Origin of the sequence: Erythrobacter sp. W302b (assembly GCF_046452395.1) — a bacterium.
Lineage (GTDB): Bacteria > Pseudomonadota > Alphaproteobacteria > Sphingomonadales > Sphingomonadaceae > Erythrobacter.
In genome coordinates, this window is record NZ_JBKFDH010000003.1 from 100,270 (window position 1) to 115,028 (window position 14,759).

The window sequence follows — 14,759 nt, forward strand, 5'->3', positions numbered from 1 at the left end:
AGATACGAAGGCTCACCCGACCCGGACGACGGTGTCAGACGAAAAACTATATTCCGGCACCTTCAGGTTGAGCGGCGCCGGGCCCTTGCGGATGCGGCCGGCCACGTCGTAGTGCGAACCGTGGCAGGGGCAGAAATAGCCGCCAAACTCACCCTTGTTCTCACCTTCGGCCGCGCCCAGCGGCACACAGCCGAGGTGGGTGCAGACGCCCATGGTGATCAGAATGTCCTCGTGACCTTCCTTGGTGCGCTCGGCAAGGGTCGCCGGATCGCGCATCGCTGCGCCGTCATCAGCCTTGGCCTTGGCGATCTCTTCGGCGGTCAGACGCTTGACGAACAGCGGCTGCTTGCGGAACGTGGTCTTGATGCTCTGACCCGGCTGGATCGCGCCGACATCAACGTCAGTGCTGCTCGCGGCGAGCACATCTTCCGACGGCGCCATCTGGCTGATCAGCGGAAACAGCAGCGATGCGCCGCCAACACCCGCCGTGCTCAGCGCGGCAATGTGGATCCAGTCGCGACGGCGCACGCCTTCTTCGGTGCTGAGTGCGCTGGTATCGGCCGTGTTAATAGCCATTTCGTCTTACCCTGCTCGTTCTGCCGCGACGGCGAAATGGCCCGCGCGGCGTTGTGTTCCACTGCCGGGGCTCGCGCCCCGATTCCATTCCGTCGATTGATCCCTGTGTCGGACCTGACGCGCCTTTGAGCGCACCTCACCCGAAACTTGCGCGGGGCAATTAACGGCAATCCTGCGAGAATCCAACCGTGTTTTAAACAAGCCGCGTTCGCCTGCGTGCAAGCCTGTGTCAGGGCAGCGCGATCATACTGATCTGCCGACCATAATTGGCCTCACCCGCTTGGCTAGAGCGTCTGTGGGAATGGTAACGCGCGACATGGGAGAATGTATCCCGCCCCATATCCGCAATTTTGCTAAGGCCCGACGCGGTCAGCTGCGCCATGATGAAGCCGGGCAGATCGAAATGCCATCGGGGGGTGCCCTCACGCTCCGGCGCGGACGCGAAAAACGGCTCGGCATCGGCGGCGAAATGCGCGCGGAATGGTGCGTCGACCTCATAGCTCGCTTGCGCGATGGTCGGCCCGAGCACGGCGGCGATACGCTCCCGCTGCGCGCCGAGCGTTTCCATCGCGGCAATGGTGTTTTCGAGCACGCCATCCACCGCGCCGCGCCACCCGGCATGGGCCGCGCCAATCACACCGGCTTGGCGGTCAGCAAACAGGATCGGGCCGCAGTCCGCCGTGACGATCCCGAGCACGATGCCCGGCGTGGCCGTGACCACCGCATCGGCAACCGGTCGGCCTGCGGCGGAATCGTCCCAGCTTTCGTCCACCACCACGATATCGGGCGAATGCACCTGATGCGGGGCGGCGAGGCGCCCACCGGCACGGATCGCGTCGGCGGCGGCAGCGCGCAGCGCCTGCACCTCCGCCGGATCGCCCGGACCACCAAAGCCGAACTGATGCACACCGCCCGCGCTGCCGAAGAAGCCATGCGGCACGCCTTCAAGCACGGCGGAGCGTTCGATTGAGAAGTCTGCCACGTCAGTCTTCCAGACTGCGGCTGACCTGCTCGAAAGTATCGCGCGACAGATTGCCCGTGGCCAAGATGCGCTCCAGCTCACCCTTCATCAGCGCCGCCCGCCCCGGCTCGATCCGCCGCCAGCGCCCGAGCGCAGGCACGAACTTCGCCGCGGTCTGAGGGTTGATCGGATCAAGCGCCAGAATGACGTCGGCGACCATCCGGTAGCCCGCGCCGTCCGCCCTGTGAAAGCCCTTGGGATTGCCGGCAAAGGCCATGTGCAGCGAGCGCACGCGGTTCGGGTTCTTCAGGGTGAAGTCAGGATGCTCGGCAAGCTTGCGGACATGCGCGATCACTTCGGGATGAAGCGACAGGGCCTGCAAGGTGAACCACTTGTCGACCACCAGCGCATTGTCCCTGTAGCGCTCGTAGAAGGCGGCGAGCCGTTCTTCGCGGGCGCGGGTATCGAGCCCGCACAGCACCATCAGCGCCCCCTGCCGGTCGGTCATGTTGTCGGCGGCATCGAACTGCGCCGCGGCGAGTTCGGCGGCCTTGGCCGGGTCAGCGGCGGCGATCAGGCCCAGCGCGATGGTCTTGACCTTGCGCGCGCCGCGTCCGGCCGGATCGTCGAGCGAAACGCCCGAAGCCCGCGCGTGGAGCGCCTGCAACTCACCCGCCAGAGCGGTGCCGATGGCGGCCTTCAACCCCTCACGCGCAGTGTGGATCGCCCCGGGATCCGCCTTGCGGTCGCCGGTCGCCATGACTTCGAACAGATAGGTTTCGGACGGGAGCACCATCAATTCGCCGCGCATTGCATCGTCAAGCGCGTTGTCGGCGAAGCTCGACCGGAACGCGCCGATGATCGCAGCCTCGCCCGCCGCCTGCTCCCCCGCCGCCAGCGCACCACTCGCCGTGCCGACGAGATGCCCGACCGCGAGTTCCTGCAAGGCTTCCGACCGCGCAAAGGGATCATCATCATGCGCGGCGAGGAACACGAGGTCCTCGCGCGCCAGATCGCGTTCGATCACGATCGGGGCGGTGAAGCCGCGGTTGATCGAGACCACCGGATCGGGGCCGGTCAGCGGGAGGGAGAAGCTCTGCTCCGCATCCGTCAGCACGATCAATTGTTCTTCGCCCAGCGCGCCCTGCCCGCGCGAATGCACCGCTACCCGCAGGGGGATCGGCATGGGCAACTTGTCGGGCTGGCCGGGGGTGGGCGGGACGGTCTGGCGAAAGGTGAGCTTGAGCGTGTCGCCCTCCACGGCCTGCGACACCGCAACCCGCGGGGTGCCCGCCTGCGAATACCAGCGCCGGAATTGCGTGAGGTCGATTCCGGCCCCGTCCTCGATCGCTGTGATGAAATCTTCGCAGGTCGCAGCCTCGCCGTCATGGCGGTCAAAATAGAGGTCGGTGCCCGCACGGAAGCGCTCGACGCCCACCATTGAGCGCATCATGCGGATGACTTCCGCGCCCTTGTTGTAGACGGTCGCCGTGTAGAAGTTGCTGATCTCGCGGTAGCTGTCGGGCCGGATCGGGTGCGCCAGCGGCCCCGCATCCTCGGGGAACTGCGCGGCGCGCAGGATGCGCACATCCTCGATCCGCTTCACCGCCTCGCCGCGCATATCCTGCGAAAACAGCTGGTCGCGCAGCACGGTGAAGCCCTCTTTCAGCGAGAGCTGGAACCAGTCGCGGCAGGTGATGCGGTTGCCCGACCAGTTGTGGAAATATTCATGCGCGATCACGCCTTCGACCGCGTCGAAATCGGCATCGGTGGCGGTGTCGGGGTCGGCCAGCACGTACTTCGTGTTGAAGACGTTGAGGCCCTTGTTCTCCATCGCCCCCATGTTGAAGTCGCTGACGGCGACGATGTTGTAGAGATCGAGGTCATATTCGCGGCCAAACACCTCCTCGTCCCATGTCATCGAGCGATGCAGGGACTCCAATGCGTGATCGGTGCGTTCGAGGTCTTCCGGCCGCACCCAGACATTGCACTCGACCACGCGGCCGGAGCGGGTGGTGAAGGGCTTCGAGTTCGCCACCAGATCGCCCGCGACCAGCGCGAAGAGGTAGGACGGCTTGGGCCAGGGATCGTGCCACTCGGCCCAGTGCGTGCCGTCGCCACTGTCGCCCTCGGCCACACGGTTGCCGTTGCACAGCAGGATCGGAAAGAGCGTCTTGTCGCCCTCCATCCGCACCGCATAGGTCGAGAGCACGTCGGGTCGGTCGGGGAAGAAGGTGATGCGCCGGAAGCCTTCCGATTCGCATTGGGTGCAGAGCATCCCATTGGAAGCGTAAAGGCCCATCAGCTGGGTGTTGGCCGAGGGATCGATGGTGGTGACCACCGCGACCGTGTGCTTCGCGCCCGGCAGGGTGACGATCAGGTCGGGGCCGTCCATGCGCCAGTCGGCAGGAGCCCCGTCCACCGTCACGCTCTCGGCGGTGAGACTGTCGCCGTCGAGGCGGAGTTCGGACGAGGCGTCGGCAGCTGGGTTGCGCTCAACCTGCAAGGTCGCCGTGACGCGGGTCACCTCCAGACCCAAGCGGAAGTCGAGCTGCGTGGTCGGCACCAGCCACGCAAATGGCTGATAATCCTCGCGCCGAATCACTGGCGGCTCGTGCGGGGTGGGCGCAGCGTCCGCGATTTCGGGGTTGCCGTCGGGGGTGGTGGGGGTGGTTGCGATGTCCATGGCCTGTCCCATACCCGGTCGTGTCGAGCGGTTGCAACGCACAACCGCAGGTTGAACTCGAGACACCTTTGCGCCAAGGCCTCTCGACTTCGCTTGAGGCGAACGGCACAGGTGGAGTCATGGGCCATTTGCTGATCTTCGGACTGGGCTACACGGCGGGGCGGATCGCGGCCGCGATGCGCGATGCAGGCTGGCAGGTGCGCGCCACCGGGAGCGCGGGCGACATCGCCTTTGCCGACCGCGAGGCGGCGCTCGCCGCGCTGGACGAGGCGAGCCATATCCTCTCCTCGGTCCCGCCCGACCGGACGAGCGGCAGCGATCCCGTGCTCGATGCCTATGGTGAGGCATTGCGCGGCAGGCCGCTGTTCTATCTCTCCTCAACCGGCGTTTACGGCGACCGCGCAGGCGCGTGGGTGGACGAGGCGACGCCCACCATCGCACAATCGGGAGAAGGCCGCCGCAATGCCCGCGCCGAGGCTGACCTTGCATGGCTGAACCTTGGCGCACGGGTGTTCCGCCTGCCGGGGATTTATGGGCCGGGCCGCTCGGCGCTCGACCGGGTGAGGGAAGGCAAGGCACGGCGGATCGACTTGCCCGGGCAGGTCTTCAGCCGCGTCCATGTCGACGATATCGCCAGCGGGGTGGTCGCCGCGCTGGTGCAGGATGCGCCCGCCGGAGCCTACAATCTCGGCGACGATCTCCCGTGCAGCGGCAATGAAGTCACCGAACACGCCTGCCGACTGCTCGGCCTCCCCCTGCCGCCGCTGGAGTCGCTGGAGGCAGCGAACCTCTCCGACATGGCGCGCGGGTTCTACATGGAGAACCGCCGCGTCGCCAATGGCAAGGCCAAGCGGGGGCTGGGCTGGCAGCCGCGCTATCCAACCTATGTTGAGGGGTTAGCGGCGCTGCTTTGAACGCAGCGCCAGCCCCATCCCTGCCAAGGCCAGCGCCATGCCAGTGGCCGACAGCGCGTCCCATACGAAGCCCTCGAACAAAGTCGAGAGCAGCATCGCCACGCACACGGTGACGATCCCGTTATAGGCCGTCTTCCCCGCTCCGATCTCGCGCACCAGATTGTAATGCAGCGGGAACGTCACGACCGAGCCGATGATCGCGAGATAAGCGGTTCCCGCCCAGAACTGCCACGCGCCCGGCACCTGCGGCGGGCCCTCGGTCAGGAAGGCATAGACGAGGTCGAACGCCAGACCATAGACCATCGCCCAGGCCAGAAAGCTCACCATCGGCACGCCGCGCCCGGTGGGGTTGGCCTGCACCACATTGGCGATCGAGGCCGCCAGCATCCCGCCAATCGCCAGCACGATGCCGAGACCGACGTTCGCGCCATGGGGGCCACCAAGCGGCGCGGCGTTCCATTCGTGAACCAGCAGCATCGCCACACCCGCAATCGCCACAAGGCTCCCGCCGATAAAGCCGCCCTCCACCGTCTCGCCAATGAAGATCTTGGCGAAGATCGCATTCGGCACCATCAGCAGCGCAAACATCACCGCGACGATGCCTGAGGTGATGTGGCTTTCGGCGTGATAGACGAACAGGAAGTTGCCGCTGAACTGCGCGATCCCGACGCCGAGCGCCAGCAGATGCTCGGGCCGGTTCAGCTTCAGCCGATTGCCCATCACCACCGCCAGCACGAACAGCGCCGGGGTCGCCAGCATGAAGCGGTAGAACACGCCCCATGCGGCGGGCACATCGGAAATCTGGCCGGTGATGACGAACCAGGTCGAACCCCAGATCGTGCCGGTCAGCATGAAGGGGATCAGCACCCTGGGGCTGAGCATCGACGGCGCGGAGACCTCGCTCATAGCGCGGCGATGGCCTTGCCCAGCGCCTGCGCATCCTCTGCCCGGGTGTTCCATGCGGTCACGAAGCGCGCGGAGTTCGCACCCCAGTCATAGAAAGCAAAGTCCTGCGCCCGCAGCGCCGCACGCTCGGCCTCGGTCAGGCGCACGAACAGTTCATTGGCCTCGACCGGGTGGAGCAGCCGGTCGGCGCAGCCCGCCGCGACCTCTTGCGCCGCCGCATTGGCGTGGGCGGCATTCGCGAGCCACAGCCCGTCCTCCAGCATCGCGAGGATCTGCGCCGCGAGATAGCGGCCCTTGCATTGCAGATGCCCGGCGCGCTTGCGGCGGTAGCGCACCTGTTGCGCGGCCTCGGGATCGAACAGCACCACGGCTTCGGCCCCCATCCCGCCGTTCTTGATGAAGCCGAAGGCGAGGCTGTCGACCGGGCCGCTTGCGCCGCGCGCCGCTGCCTCGGGCGAACCACCCAGAAACGCCGCCGCATTGGCGAACCGCGCGCCGTCCATGTGCAGCCCAAGCCTACGCTCCTTGGCGAAAGCGCCCAGCGCCGCCAGTTCTGCGGGAGTATAGATACAGCCATATTCGCTGGCCTGCGTGATCGCGATGGCGTGGGGCTGCACCTGATGCACATCATTGCGGATCGGGTCGATCAGCGCCGCGATATCGGCAGGCGTCAGCTTCGCGCCTTCACCCTCGGCCAGCATCAGCTTGGCCCCGTGAAGGAAGAACCCCGGCGCGCCGCCTTCATCAACCTCGATATGCGCCTCGCGGTGGCACACCACCCCGCCGTGGGGCGCGCACATGGTTGCGAGCGCGAGGCAATTCGCCGCCGTCCCCGTCGCCACCCACAGCGCGGCACAGTCGCGCCCGAACAGCGCGGTGAAGCGCGCGTCCAGTTCGGCAGACAGCGCGTCCCCGTCGTACGGGTTGTCCGGCTCATCGGCCTTGCGCATCGCCTCCCACAGCCGGGGGTGGACGGGCGCGGCGTTGTCGGACAGGAAGGGTTTGGAGAGCGTCATGGATTGTCGCCTCTAACCGCCAGCGCGGCCATTACAAGCAGGAGTAACGTGAGTGAGCGAGGAACCGACAAAGCTGACAATCACCCACCACGTGGCGGGTCAGGGCGGACGCTATGTCGCGGTGGTCGAAGGCGCTGCGGAAGAAGGCTATCTCGAATGGGAACCGGGCGGGGAGCGTGATGGCGTGGAGATCCGCATTGCCGCGCACACCATCGTCCCGCGCGCCATTGGCGGCCGCGGCGTGGCGGGCGCGCTGGTGGATCGGTTGGTCGATGATGCGCAGCGTCAGGGCTTCCTGATCCGCCCCGATTGTTCCTACGTCGCCAAGAAGTTCTCGGAAAACCCCGACTGGGGGGCGCTCAAGGCCTGAGGCTGAGGGGCCTGATCCAGCCGCGAAAAATCGGTCGCCGCAATGGTTTCGAGCACGCTCGCCCGCAAGGCCCGCGCTTCGGCCAGCGGCACGCCCTGCATCGCGAACGTCCCCCCGGCCAGCCCGAGATGCACCGTCGCATAGCCGCGCAGCCGCGCAAGCGGTCCCTGCGCGATTTCGACCGAATGGAGCTTCAGCCGGGTCGCGATCTGGCGGGTTGGGGAAAAGAACCCGTGGCTGGCATAGACCTGTGACGCGTCGATCGCGTGGCGGCGGAACTCCCACGCATAAAGGTTCGCGCCCGCCGCCAGCACCGCCGCTCCGAGCGGCACGAGGAACAGCCCGAACGGGGCGAAGATCGCGACCGGGATCGCCGCCAGCACGAACAGCGCGGAGCCGATAACGACCGTATCCGTGCGCTGGCGCGTGCTGGCGCGGTGCCACTGCGTGCTGTCGTCCGGCAGGCGGAAGCCCGCAGCGCTGACGATCGGCGCGATCTCCTCCATTGTGGCGAAGGGTGCGACAATATGGCTCTCGCCTTCCGCATCCTGCGCGAGGCTGACGAAGCTCAATCCGTGCCAGCCGAAGCGGTACCGCACGAGGCCGGTGCTGATCACCAGCCCCTGCACCCGATGCGCGGGCATCACCACATCGGTTCGGGTCAGCAGCCCGCGCTGCCGCCGGAACCCTCTTGCCGAGCGGGTCAGGGTAAAGCCCCAATCGCGCAGCACGGTGCGCACCACGCCGGTCGCCATGCCGATCACGACCAACCCGAGCAGCCCGGCAATCGCTGCTGCGGCTTGCACAAACGGGCCGAGGCTCGCCACCGTGCTGCCCTGCTCGCTCAGCCAGCTCCGCCACAGATCGACATTCCACACATCGATGTCCGAGACACTCTCGACATATTGCAGCGCGCCGCCCAGCACCGCGAACACGGCGAGCGAAAACTCGAACAGGCCGAAGGTGATCAGCCGTCCGGGCGTCAGCGCATAAAGCACCTCGCCCGCCTCAGGATCGCTGCGAACCGGTGCCTCGGGATCGGCGATGCTGACCGCGGCCTCGTCATCGCGGCGCTCGCGCACCAGCTGGCGCAGCGCTTCGCCTTGGGCATCGGTGAGATATTGCAGGGCAAGGTCATCGGCCCCGCCCGCCCCGGTCTCGAACTTGACCGCCACCAGCCCGAACAGGCGCGGCAGCGGCTTGGCTTCGAGGCTGACGTCCTGAATGCGCTCATAGGGCACCGAACGGGCCGAGCGGCTGAACAGGCCGCTTTCCACCCGGATGTCGGTTTCCCCGATGGTGTAGGTCAACCGCCGCCAGTGGGCGTAGCTGAAGGCGGTGCCGATCACCACCGAGGCCAGACCAACGCCGAGCGCAAGCAGGAACCGCCCGTCGCCGCCGATGCCGGAGAAGGCGATGGCGATGGCTGGGAAAATCGCGCTGCGAAGGCTGCCGATGGCGCCGAGGATGACGCTGATCGGTGCCGTGCGCTGCGGCGCGCTCATACCGTCTCGCGGCGGATATGGGCGCGGATCTCCTCCCGCATCTCGCGCGCCAGTGGCTCGCCAAGGCCGGGGAGCGACACGCTGGCATTGTGATTGCCCGCGGTGTGGAGTGTCAGCGTGGCGATCCCGAAGAACCGGTCGAGCGGGCCCTGATGCACATCAATATGCTGCACCCTTCCGAACGGGACCACCGTGTCCGACCGGAACAGCAACCCGCGCACCACCCGCAGCCGGTCCGCGCTGATCTGGTAGCCGCGCGCGTTGTAACGGGTCGAGGGGACGCGGATAATCAGCGCGAGCGCGATCACCAGCACCGTCCCGGCAATCAGGCCCTGCGGCAGCAGCGCCTGGTCGGCAATCGCCGCTTCGGCAACGAGCGCGCCGATCAGGAACGGGATCGCGGTCAGCGTGGTGCGCAGCCGCAGCGCATGGGCGTAACCGGGATGCAGCTTGGTCAGCTCTCCCTCGTCGTCGAGCGGGTGACCGGCAAGCGGAATGGCGGGCGTGTGATCCATGGTGCCTTACTGGCGCAATACAGCGCGCTTGCCTAGCGCATTTATGAGGGCGACGGGCGGGCTTTGCGCCCCTAGAACCTCGGGAAATCCACTGCGGGAGAGACCATCCATGACCACGCTTCATTCCAGCCTTGGCCCCAACCCGCGCCTGGTGCGGATGTTCATGATCGAAAAGGGGCTGGAGGAAGGGCGCGATTTCACCCGCGTCCATTACGACATCATCACCGGCCAGAACCGGCAGGATTCGGGCTACATGGCCAAGAACCCGCAGGGCACCACGCCGACGCTGGAGCTGGATGACGGCACCTGCCTCACCGAAAGCTGGCCGATCTGCGAGTATGTCGAGGAACTGCACCCCGCCCCCAACCTGTTCGGCGAGACGCCGGTGGAGCGCGCCACGGTGCGCAAATGGGCGCGGCTGTTCGATCAGGAGGTCGTTGTGCCGATGACCATGGGTTTCCGCGCCACCACCGGCCGCCCGATGTTCGAACCGCGCATGACCGTGGTGTCGCCTGAGGCAGGCGCGGAGCTGTTTGCGCTGGCGGATGAGAAGTGGCGGATGTTCGATGCCTGTCTGGGCAAGAGCAACCACATCGCGCTGGACCGCTTCACCTTTGCCGATCTCCTCATCTTCGCCTTTGCCAATTTCGGCTTTACCGTCGGCTGGAAGCTGCCCGAGGGGACGGACAACCTCGCCCGCTTCGTTGAAACCCACAACCAGCGCCCCTGCGCCGTGATCTGGACGATGGCCGAGTAATGCCTGACCTGACGGGTAAGGTCGCCATCGTCACCGGCTGCGCGAGCGGCATTGGCGCGGCGACGGTGCGGCGGCTGCGGGCCGACGGGGCCGAAGTGCTCGGCACGGACCTCGATGCCGCCGCTGGCGAAGCGCTATGCGCCGAGCTAGGCGCAGAGTTCGCCGTGCAGGACGTCTCCGACCGCGCGCTGTGGCCACGGATCGTGGCGCGTGCGGTGGCGGCCTTCGGGCGGCTCGATATCCTCGTCAACAATGCCGGGATGGTGTCGGGTGCAGGCATCGGCGACCTCGATGACGCGGCGATGTTTGCCGCGTGGGACCGGGTTCTCGCCGTCAACCTCTCCGGGACAATGGCCGGGTGCCGCGCGGCGATTGCGGCGATGCGTGACAACCCGGGTGGACCCAAAGGCGCGATCATCAACATCGCCTCGACCACCGCGATGGCCCCGCTGCCCACCGATGTCGGCTATTCCGCGAGCAAGGGCGCGGTGCGGGTGTTGTCCAAGTCCGTCGCCACGTGGTGTGCGCAACGGGGCCTCAACATTCGCTGCAACACCGTGATCCCCGGCGCGACGATGACGGGCATCCTTACCGCGGCGGAAGAGCAAACCCCCGGCCTGATCGCGGCCGTGGCGAAAACCTCACCATTGAACCGCCTTGCCGATCCTGCGGAAACGGCGGCGGCGATTGCCTTCCTCGCGAGTGACGAATGCCCGTTCATGACCGGGGCAGAGATGCTGGTGGATGGCGCGATGATGGCGATCCATCCGGGGTTCTGAACCACCTTCCGTTCGCCTCGAGCGAAGTCGAGAGGCTGTGGAGCCGGTGTCTCGACGTCGCTCGACACGAACGGCGGGTTGCGCGTTAACCCCCGCGCATCTTCTCCAGATAGCCGGTCGGCCCCATCTGCGCTGCGGTCCACACAAAGATCGCCAGCGACAGCAGGCCCGACACAAGGCACACGCCGAATACCGCCACGGCCAACGCACTATCGCCATAGGCGGGGCCCATCGCATCGCTGACCGCACCGATTACCGCCAGCCCCAGCGCCTGCCCGACCAGATTGTTGAAGAACAGCGCAATCGCCACGGCAAAACCCCGGCTCGCAGGCTCGACCGCCGCCTGGATGCCCGACATGATCCCGGCCTGGCTCGCCACGTAAATCGCGTAAGCCACCCCGAACCAGCCGAGAAACGCGGTGAAGGCGGTCGAGGTCAGGCTCAACGCCAGCGGCGCCACGCAGCCAAGGCTCACCAGCCCCGGCAACCATGCGCGCCAGCGTTCGTCCCGCAAGGTGAGCCAGTGGGTGAGATATCCGCCGATCAGCGGCCCCGGTATCCCGCCCAGAAAGAAGGTCAGCCCGAGATACAGCCCGACATCCCCGGTCGAAATCGGGAACTGCCGCAGCATCACCGCCGCCATCCAGAAGGCGAGCGCATAGCCGATCATGATTTGCACCGCCCAGCCCAAGGCCAGCCCCATGAACACCCGGTTGGTGATGAGGCTCATGATCGTGCGGCCCAGCGGCAGCTGCGCCATATCGGTGCCCGCCGGAGCGTAGCGCCCGCGCTTGGGCTCGCGCACGGTGAGGAAGATCACGAGGCCGAGCAACAGGCCCGGCAGGCCCATCAGAATGAAGGCCCAGCGCCAGTTGAAGATTTCCGCCAATTGCCCGCCGAACACCAGCCCCGAAGCCGTGCCAACCGTGGACCCCAGCGTCAAATAGCCCATCGCCTTGGCGAGTTCATGACGCGCGAAGAAATCGGCGACGAGGCTTTGCGAGGATGGCCCGGAACAGCCCTCCCCCACCCCCACCCCGGTGCGCGCGGCGAACAGGGTCCAGAAGCCGGTCGCCATCCCGCAGGCCGCGGTCATCAGGCTCCAGAAGCTGATCGCGCCCGCAACGATATTCTTGCGGGTCGACCGGTCCGCCAGCCGCGCCGCCGGAAACCCTGCCAGCACATAGACCAGCGAAAACGCCGCGCCGCCCAGCAGACCAAGCTCGAAATCGGACAGCGCGAACTCGGCCTTGATGTCCTCGACCAGAATGCCGAACACCAGCCGATCCGCGACGCTGAACGCACTCGTCAGCGTGAGCAGCGCAAGGACGTACCAGCGATACCCGCCCGAAGCCTCAGTGGTGGGGACGGGCGTAGAGGCCATTGTCCACCGGGATCGTCAGGCCATTGAGAAAGCGCGCTTCGTCCGAAGCGAGGAACAGTACGCAACCCGCAACATCCTTGGGATGGCCGAGCGCATCCATCGCCAGCGGGCCTTCGGGAATGTCCATCGGCTTTTGCCCGCCGCGCCCGGAAATGCCCATCACCATCGGGGTCTCGATCCCGCCCGGTGCCAGGGCGTTGACGCGGATGCCGTAGCCCTTGTCCTGGAAATCGATCGCGAGGCTGCGGGTCATCCCCGCGATCCCCGCCTTGCACGCCGCATAGGCCGGGATATTGCCATAGCCCATCAGCGCCGCGGTCGAAGCCATGTTGATGATCGACGATCCGCCGCCGCCCACCGTTTCGTGGCGATGCTTCATCAGCGGCACGGCGTATTTGCACCCGAGGAAGGTGCCGACCACGTGGATGTCGAGATGCAGCTTGAAGTGCGCCAGGCTGCAATCCTCGATGCTTTCGAAGATCACATTGCCCGCGTTGTTGACGAGAATATCGAGCCCGCCGTGACGCTCTTTCACAGCGCGCATCACTTCGATCCATTGCTCTTCGTCGGTGACATCCAGCGCCATCGCATCGCCGCCGATCGCCGCTGCGACTTGGTGGGCGAGTTCGGCATCGCGGTCGGTGACGATCACCTTCGCACCCTCACGCGCCAGCGCCTCGCAATCGGCCTTGCCCAGACCCATCGCCCCGCCTGTCACGAGCGCAACCCTGCCCGCTACCCGTCCCGCCATATGCTCTCTCCCAAAAGCCCTTTTGATATGTCGCCAGCCTATCGGGCGAGCGGGGTCGTGCCACTGTCGAAAGCGCGAGGACGCTGACGGCACGCAGCGGTGGTACCTGCGCAGCCGAGGAGAGGCGGTCATGATGGAGCCAGAAGAAATCGCGCGGCTGAAAGTGCTGATGGAGTGGGAAGGTCAGCGCACGGCCCCGCCCGAGGGCTTCCCGGTGCTGCCCGACATGCCCGCCGGGCGCTACACCAGCCCCGAATATTTCGCGCTCGAACAGCAACACGTGTTCCGCAAGAGCTGGCTGTTCGCCGGGCATCTGGACGAAATCCCCGAGCCTGGATGCTACATGCGCTGGCACAATGCCGGCGATCCGATCGTGATCGTGCACGGCATGGACGGGGTGGTGCGCGCCTTCCACAACACCTGCCGCCACCGCGGCGCACCGGTGGTGACTGAGGATCGCGGCAAATCCAGCCGGTTGATGTGCGGCTATCACAACTGGACCTACAAGACCGACGGGAGCCTTGTCGGCGTGCCCGAGCGGCGCGATTTCCCGAAGGATTTCGACATGAGCTGCCGCGGACTGCTCCCCGTCCGATGCGAGCTGTTCGGCAAGGTCATCTATGTCAACTTCGACATGGACGCGATGCCGCTGCTCGACTGGCTCGGCCCGCTGGCGCGCGAATGGGAGGAGTTCGCTTTCGACCGCATCCGGCTGGCCGCGCGGCATTCTTTCGATCTCCAGTGCAACTGGAAGGTGGCGATGGAGGCCAACATGGAGGTCTACCATGTGCCCTTCATCCACCCCAACACCGTCGCGCCGCTGGTGGACAGCAGCCGTAACCTCAACACCATCTATCCCAATGGCCATGCGCGGATGCTCGCCCCGCCGCCGCGCCAGACCGACCGCGAGCATGTCCGTGCAATCGATAGCCCGCCGGGCTGGCAACAGATCGACAGCGTGGGCGAGCTGGGCCGCACCTGCACCCAGAGCTACACCCTGTTTCCCAACTGGGTCTCACCGCTCAGCAACTACTTCGTGCCGCCGCTCGTGTTCTGGCCGACCTCGCTCGGCACCACCCGGCTCGAACTGGTGACGATGGCGCTGGATTGGGGCGATGCGCCAGCGCCCGATCTGTGGACGGTGCCGGATGCCAGCCAGCCCAATGGCCGCCAGATGAGCCCGATCATCCTCGAAGACACCCAGTTCGGCGAGGCGATTCAGCACTCGATGCAAGGCTCGGCCTTCCGGTCCGTGCCGCTGTCCTATCAGGAGGCGCGGATCTATTCGTTCCACCAGAGCCTCGACCGGATGATCGGGCCGGAGAATGTGCCTGAGCACCTGCGGGTCGAACCGGTGATCGGCGCCGAATGGGTGTGGCCCAATGATCCGCGCGTGAGCCAGATGGCGCGCGAAGCCGCGTCCGCCGGATCGCACGTCCCTGCGGCAGCCGAATGACGTTACGGCTTCAGGTGATTTTGGCCGCTTTGGCGCGCCCGTGTGACGTTTTTGCCGCAGTTTGACAGGCTCACTATCGCTTTTGCGAATGGCGCGCTCGCCGCCGTGACATAGACCCGCGAGACATACCGAAAGGCGTGAGGAGACACGCCGACGGGTTGGGGAATGACAGGGCACGCGGGA

General features: G+C 66.3%; 14 protein-coding genes. 5 read left to right on the forward strand and 9 right to left on the reverse strand.

Annotated features, from left to right (window positions below; all coding sequences use genetic code 11):
* Positions 1 to 12 precede the first annotated feature (12 nt).
* From petA to pepN, 3 genes are all read right to left on the reverse strand, one after another.
* Entirely contained in the window at positions 13 to 576 is a 564-nt protein-coding gene (gene petA / locus ACLBKT_RS15745) for a ubiquinol-cytochrome c reductase iron-sulfur subunit (RefSeq protein ID WP_410183933.1), read from the reverse strand.
* Positions 577 to 805: 229 nt separating this feature from the next.
* A complete protein-coding gene (pgeF, locus tag ACLBKT_RS15750; RefSeq protein WP_410183934.1) occupies positions 806 to 1,558 on the reverse strand; it encodes a peptidoglycan editing factor PgeF in 753 nt (250 codons plus the stop codon).
* Position 1,559: 1 nt separating this feature from the next.
* Entirely contained in the window at positions 1,560 to 4,223 is a 2,664-nt protein-coding gene (pepN, locus tag ACLBKT_RS15755; protein WP_410183935.1) for an aminopeptidase N, read from the reverse strand.
* Positions 4,224 to 4,342: 119 nt separating this feature from the next.
* Here pepN and ACLBKT_RS15760 point away from each other — a divergent pair, with 119 nt between their 5' ends.
* Positions 4,343 to 5,137, forward strand: coding sequence for an SDR family NAD(P)-dependent oxidoreductase (locus tag ACLBKT_RS15760; protein ID WP_410183936.1), 795 nt, complete (start codon positions 4,343 to 4,345; stop codon positions 5,135 to 5,137).
* Here ACLBKT_RS15760 and ACLBKT_RS15765 read toward each other — a convergent pair.
* Entirely contained in the window at positions 5,120 to 6,043 is a 924-nt protein-coding gene (locus ACLBKT_RS15765) for a DMT family transporter (RefSeq protein ID WP_410183937.1), read from the reverse strand. The genes ACLBKT_RS15760 and ACLBKT_RS15765 overlap by 18 nt on opposite strands.
* Positions 6,040 to 7,059 (reverse strand): threonine aldolase family protein, encoded by a 1,020-nt coding sequence (locus ACLBKT_RS15770; RefSeq protein WP_410183938.1) that lies wholly within the window; start codon positions 7,057 to 7,059, stop codon positions 6,040 to 6,042. The genes ACLBKT_RS15765 and ACLBKT_RS15770 overlap by 4 nt, the downstream gene beginning before the upstream one ends.
* Before the next feature lie 52 nt (positions 7,060 to 7,111).
* Here ACLBKT_RS15770 and ACLBKT_RS15775 point away from each other — a divergent pair, with 52 nt between their 5' ends.
* Entirely contained in the window at positions 7,112 to 7,429 is a 318-nt protein-coding gene (locus ACLBKT_RS15775; protein ID WP_410183939.1) for a GNAT family N-acetyltransferase, read from the forward strand.
* Here the strand turns inward: ACLBKT_RS15775 and ACLBKT_RS15780 are convergent.
* Together ACLBKT_RS15780 and ACLBKT_RS15785 are read right to left on the reverse strand one after the other, a co-directional pair.
* Positions 7,375 to 8,934, reverse strand: a complete 1,560-nt coding sequence (locus tag ACLBKT_RS15780; protein ID WP_410183940.1) for a PH domain-containing protein — start codon at positions 8,932 to 8,934, stop codon at positions 7,375 to 7,377. The genes ACLBKT_RS15775 and ACLBKT_RS15780 overlap by 55 nt on opposite strands.
* Complete coding sequence (locus ACLBKT_RS15785) at positions 8,931 to 9,449, reverse strand: PH domain-containing protein (protein WP_410183941.1); 519 nt, start codon at positions 9,447 to 9,449, stop codon at positions 8,931 to 8,933. Before ACLBKT_RS15785 ends, ACLBKT_RS15780 begins: the two co-directional genes overlap by 4 nt.
* A gap of 109 nt (positions 9,450 to 9,558) precedes the next feature.
* Between ACLBKT_RS15785 and ACLBKT_RS15790 the strand changes: the two genes are divergently transcribed.
* Positions 9,559 to 10,206 (forward strand): glutathione S-transferase family protein, encoded by a 648-nt coding sequence (locus ACLBKT_RS15790; RefSeq protein ID WP_410183942.1) that lies wholly within the window; start codon positions 9,559 to 9,561, stop codon positions 10,204 to 10,206.
* Positions 10,206 to 10,985: an SDR family NAD(P)-dependent oxidoreductase gene (locus ACLBKT_RS15795; protein WP_410183943.1), complete on the forward strand. Its 780-nt coding sequence runs from the start codon at positions 10,206 to 10,208 to the stop codon at positions 10,983 to 10,985. Before ACLBKT_RS15790 ends, ACLBKT_RS15795 begins: the two co-directional genes overlap by 1 nt.
* An 85-nt stretch (positions 10,986 to 11,070) precedes the next feature.
* On the opposite strand, the gene ACLBKT_RS15800 is transcribed toward ACLBKT_RS15795, so the two are convergent.
* Together ACLBKT_RS15800 and ACLBKT_RS15805 are read right to left on the reverse strand one after the other, a co-directional pair.
* Entirely contained in the window at positions 11,071 to 12,369 is a 1,299-nt protein-coding gene (locus ACLBKT_RS15800; RefSeq protein ID WP_410183944.1) for an MFS transporter, read from the reverse strand.
* Positions 12,341 to 13,120, reverse strand: coding sequence for an SDR family NAD(P)-dependent oxidoreductase (locus ACLBKT_RS15805; RefSeq protein ID WP_410183945.1), 780 nt, complete (start codon positions 13,118 to 13,120; stop codon positions 12,341 to 12,343). Before ACLBKT_RS15805 ends, ACLBKT_RS15800 begins: the two co-directional genes overlap by 29 nt.
* A 130-nt stretch (positions 13,121 to 13,250) precedes the next feature.
* On the opposite strand from ACLBKT_RS15805, the gene ACLBKT_RS15810 reads away from it, so the two are divergent.
* Positions 13,251 to 14,576, forward strand: coding sequence for an aromatic ring-hydroxylating oxygenase subunit alpha (locus tag ACLBKT_RS15810; RefSeq protein WP_410183946.1), 1,326 nt, complete (start codon positions 13,251 to 13,253; stop codon positions 14,574 to 14,576).
* Positions 14,577 to 14,759: the final 183 nt, after the last annotated feature.

What these genes read in the sequence shown, in the direction of transcription:
- petA (WP_410183933.1), bottom strand. Translation starts at nt 576, where the DNA reads ATGGCTATTAACACGGCCGATACCAGCGCACTCAGCACCGAAGAAGGC.
- pepN (WP_410183935.1), bottom strand. Translation starts at nt 4,223, where the DNA reads ATGGACATCGCAACCACCCCCACCACCCCCGACGGCAACCCCGAAATC.
- ACLBKT_RS15760 (WP_410183936.1), top strand. Translation starts at nt 4,343, where the DNA reads ATGGGCCATTTGCTGATCTTCGGACTGGGCTACACGGCGGGGCGGATC.
- ACLBKT_RS15765 (WP_410183937.1), bottom strand. Translation starts at nt 6,043, where the DNA reads ATGAGCGAGGTCTCCGCGCCGTCGATGCTCAGCCCCAGGGTGCTGATC.
- ACLBKT_RS15770 (WP_410183938.1), bottom strand. Translation starts at nt 7,059, where the DNA reads ATGACGCTCTCCAAACCCTTCCTGTCCGACAACGCCGCGCCCGTCCAC.
- ACLBKT_RS15780 (WP_410183940.1), bottom strand. Translation starts at nt 8,934, where the DNA reads ATGAGCGCGCCGCAGCGCACGGCACCGATCAGCGTCATCCTCGGCGCC.
- ACLBKT_RS15785 (WP_410183941.1), bottom strand. Translation starts at nt 9,449, where the DNA reads ATGGATCACACGCCCGCCATTCCGCTTGCCGGTCACCCGCTCGACGAC.
- ACLBKT_RS15790 (WP_410183942.1), top strand. Translation starts at nt 9,559, where the DNA reads ATGACCACGCTTCATTCCAGCCTTGGCCCCAACCCGCGCCTGGTGCGG.
- ACLBKT_RS15795 (WP_410183943.1), top strand. Translation starts at nt 10,206, where the DNA reads ATGCCTGACCTGACGGGTAAGGTCGCCATCGTCACCGGCTGCGCGAGC.
- ACLBKT_RS15800 (WP_410183944.1), bottom strand. Translation starts at nt 12,369, where the DNA reads ATGGCCTCTACGCCCGTCCCCACCACTGAGGCTTCGGGCGGGTATCGC.
- ACLBKT_RS15805 (WP_410183945.1), bottom strand. Translation starts at nt 13,120, where the DNA reads ATGGCGGGACGGGTAGCGGGCAGGGTTGCGCTCGTGACAGGCGGGGCG.
- ACLBKT_RS15810 (WP_410183946.1), top strand. Translation starts at nt 13,251, where the DNA reads ATGATGGAGCCAGAAGAAATCGCGCGGCTGAAAGTGCTGATGGAGTGG.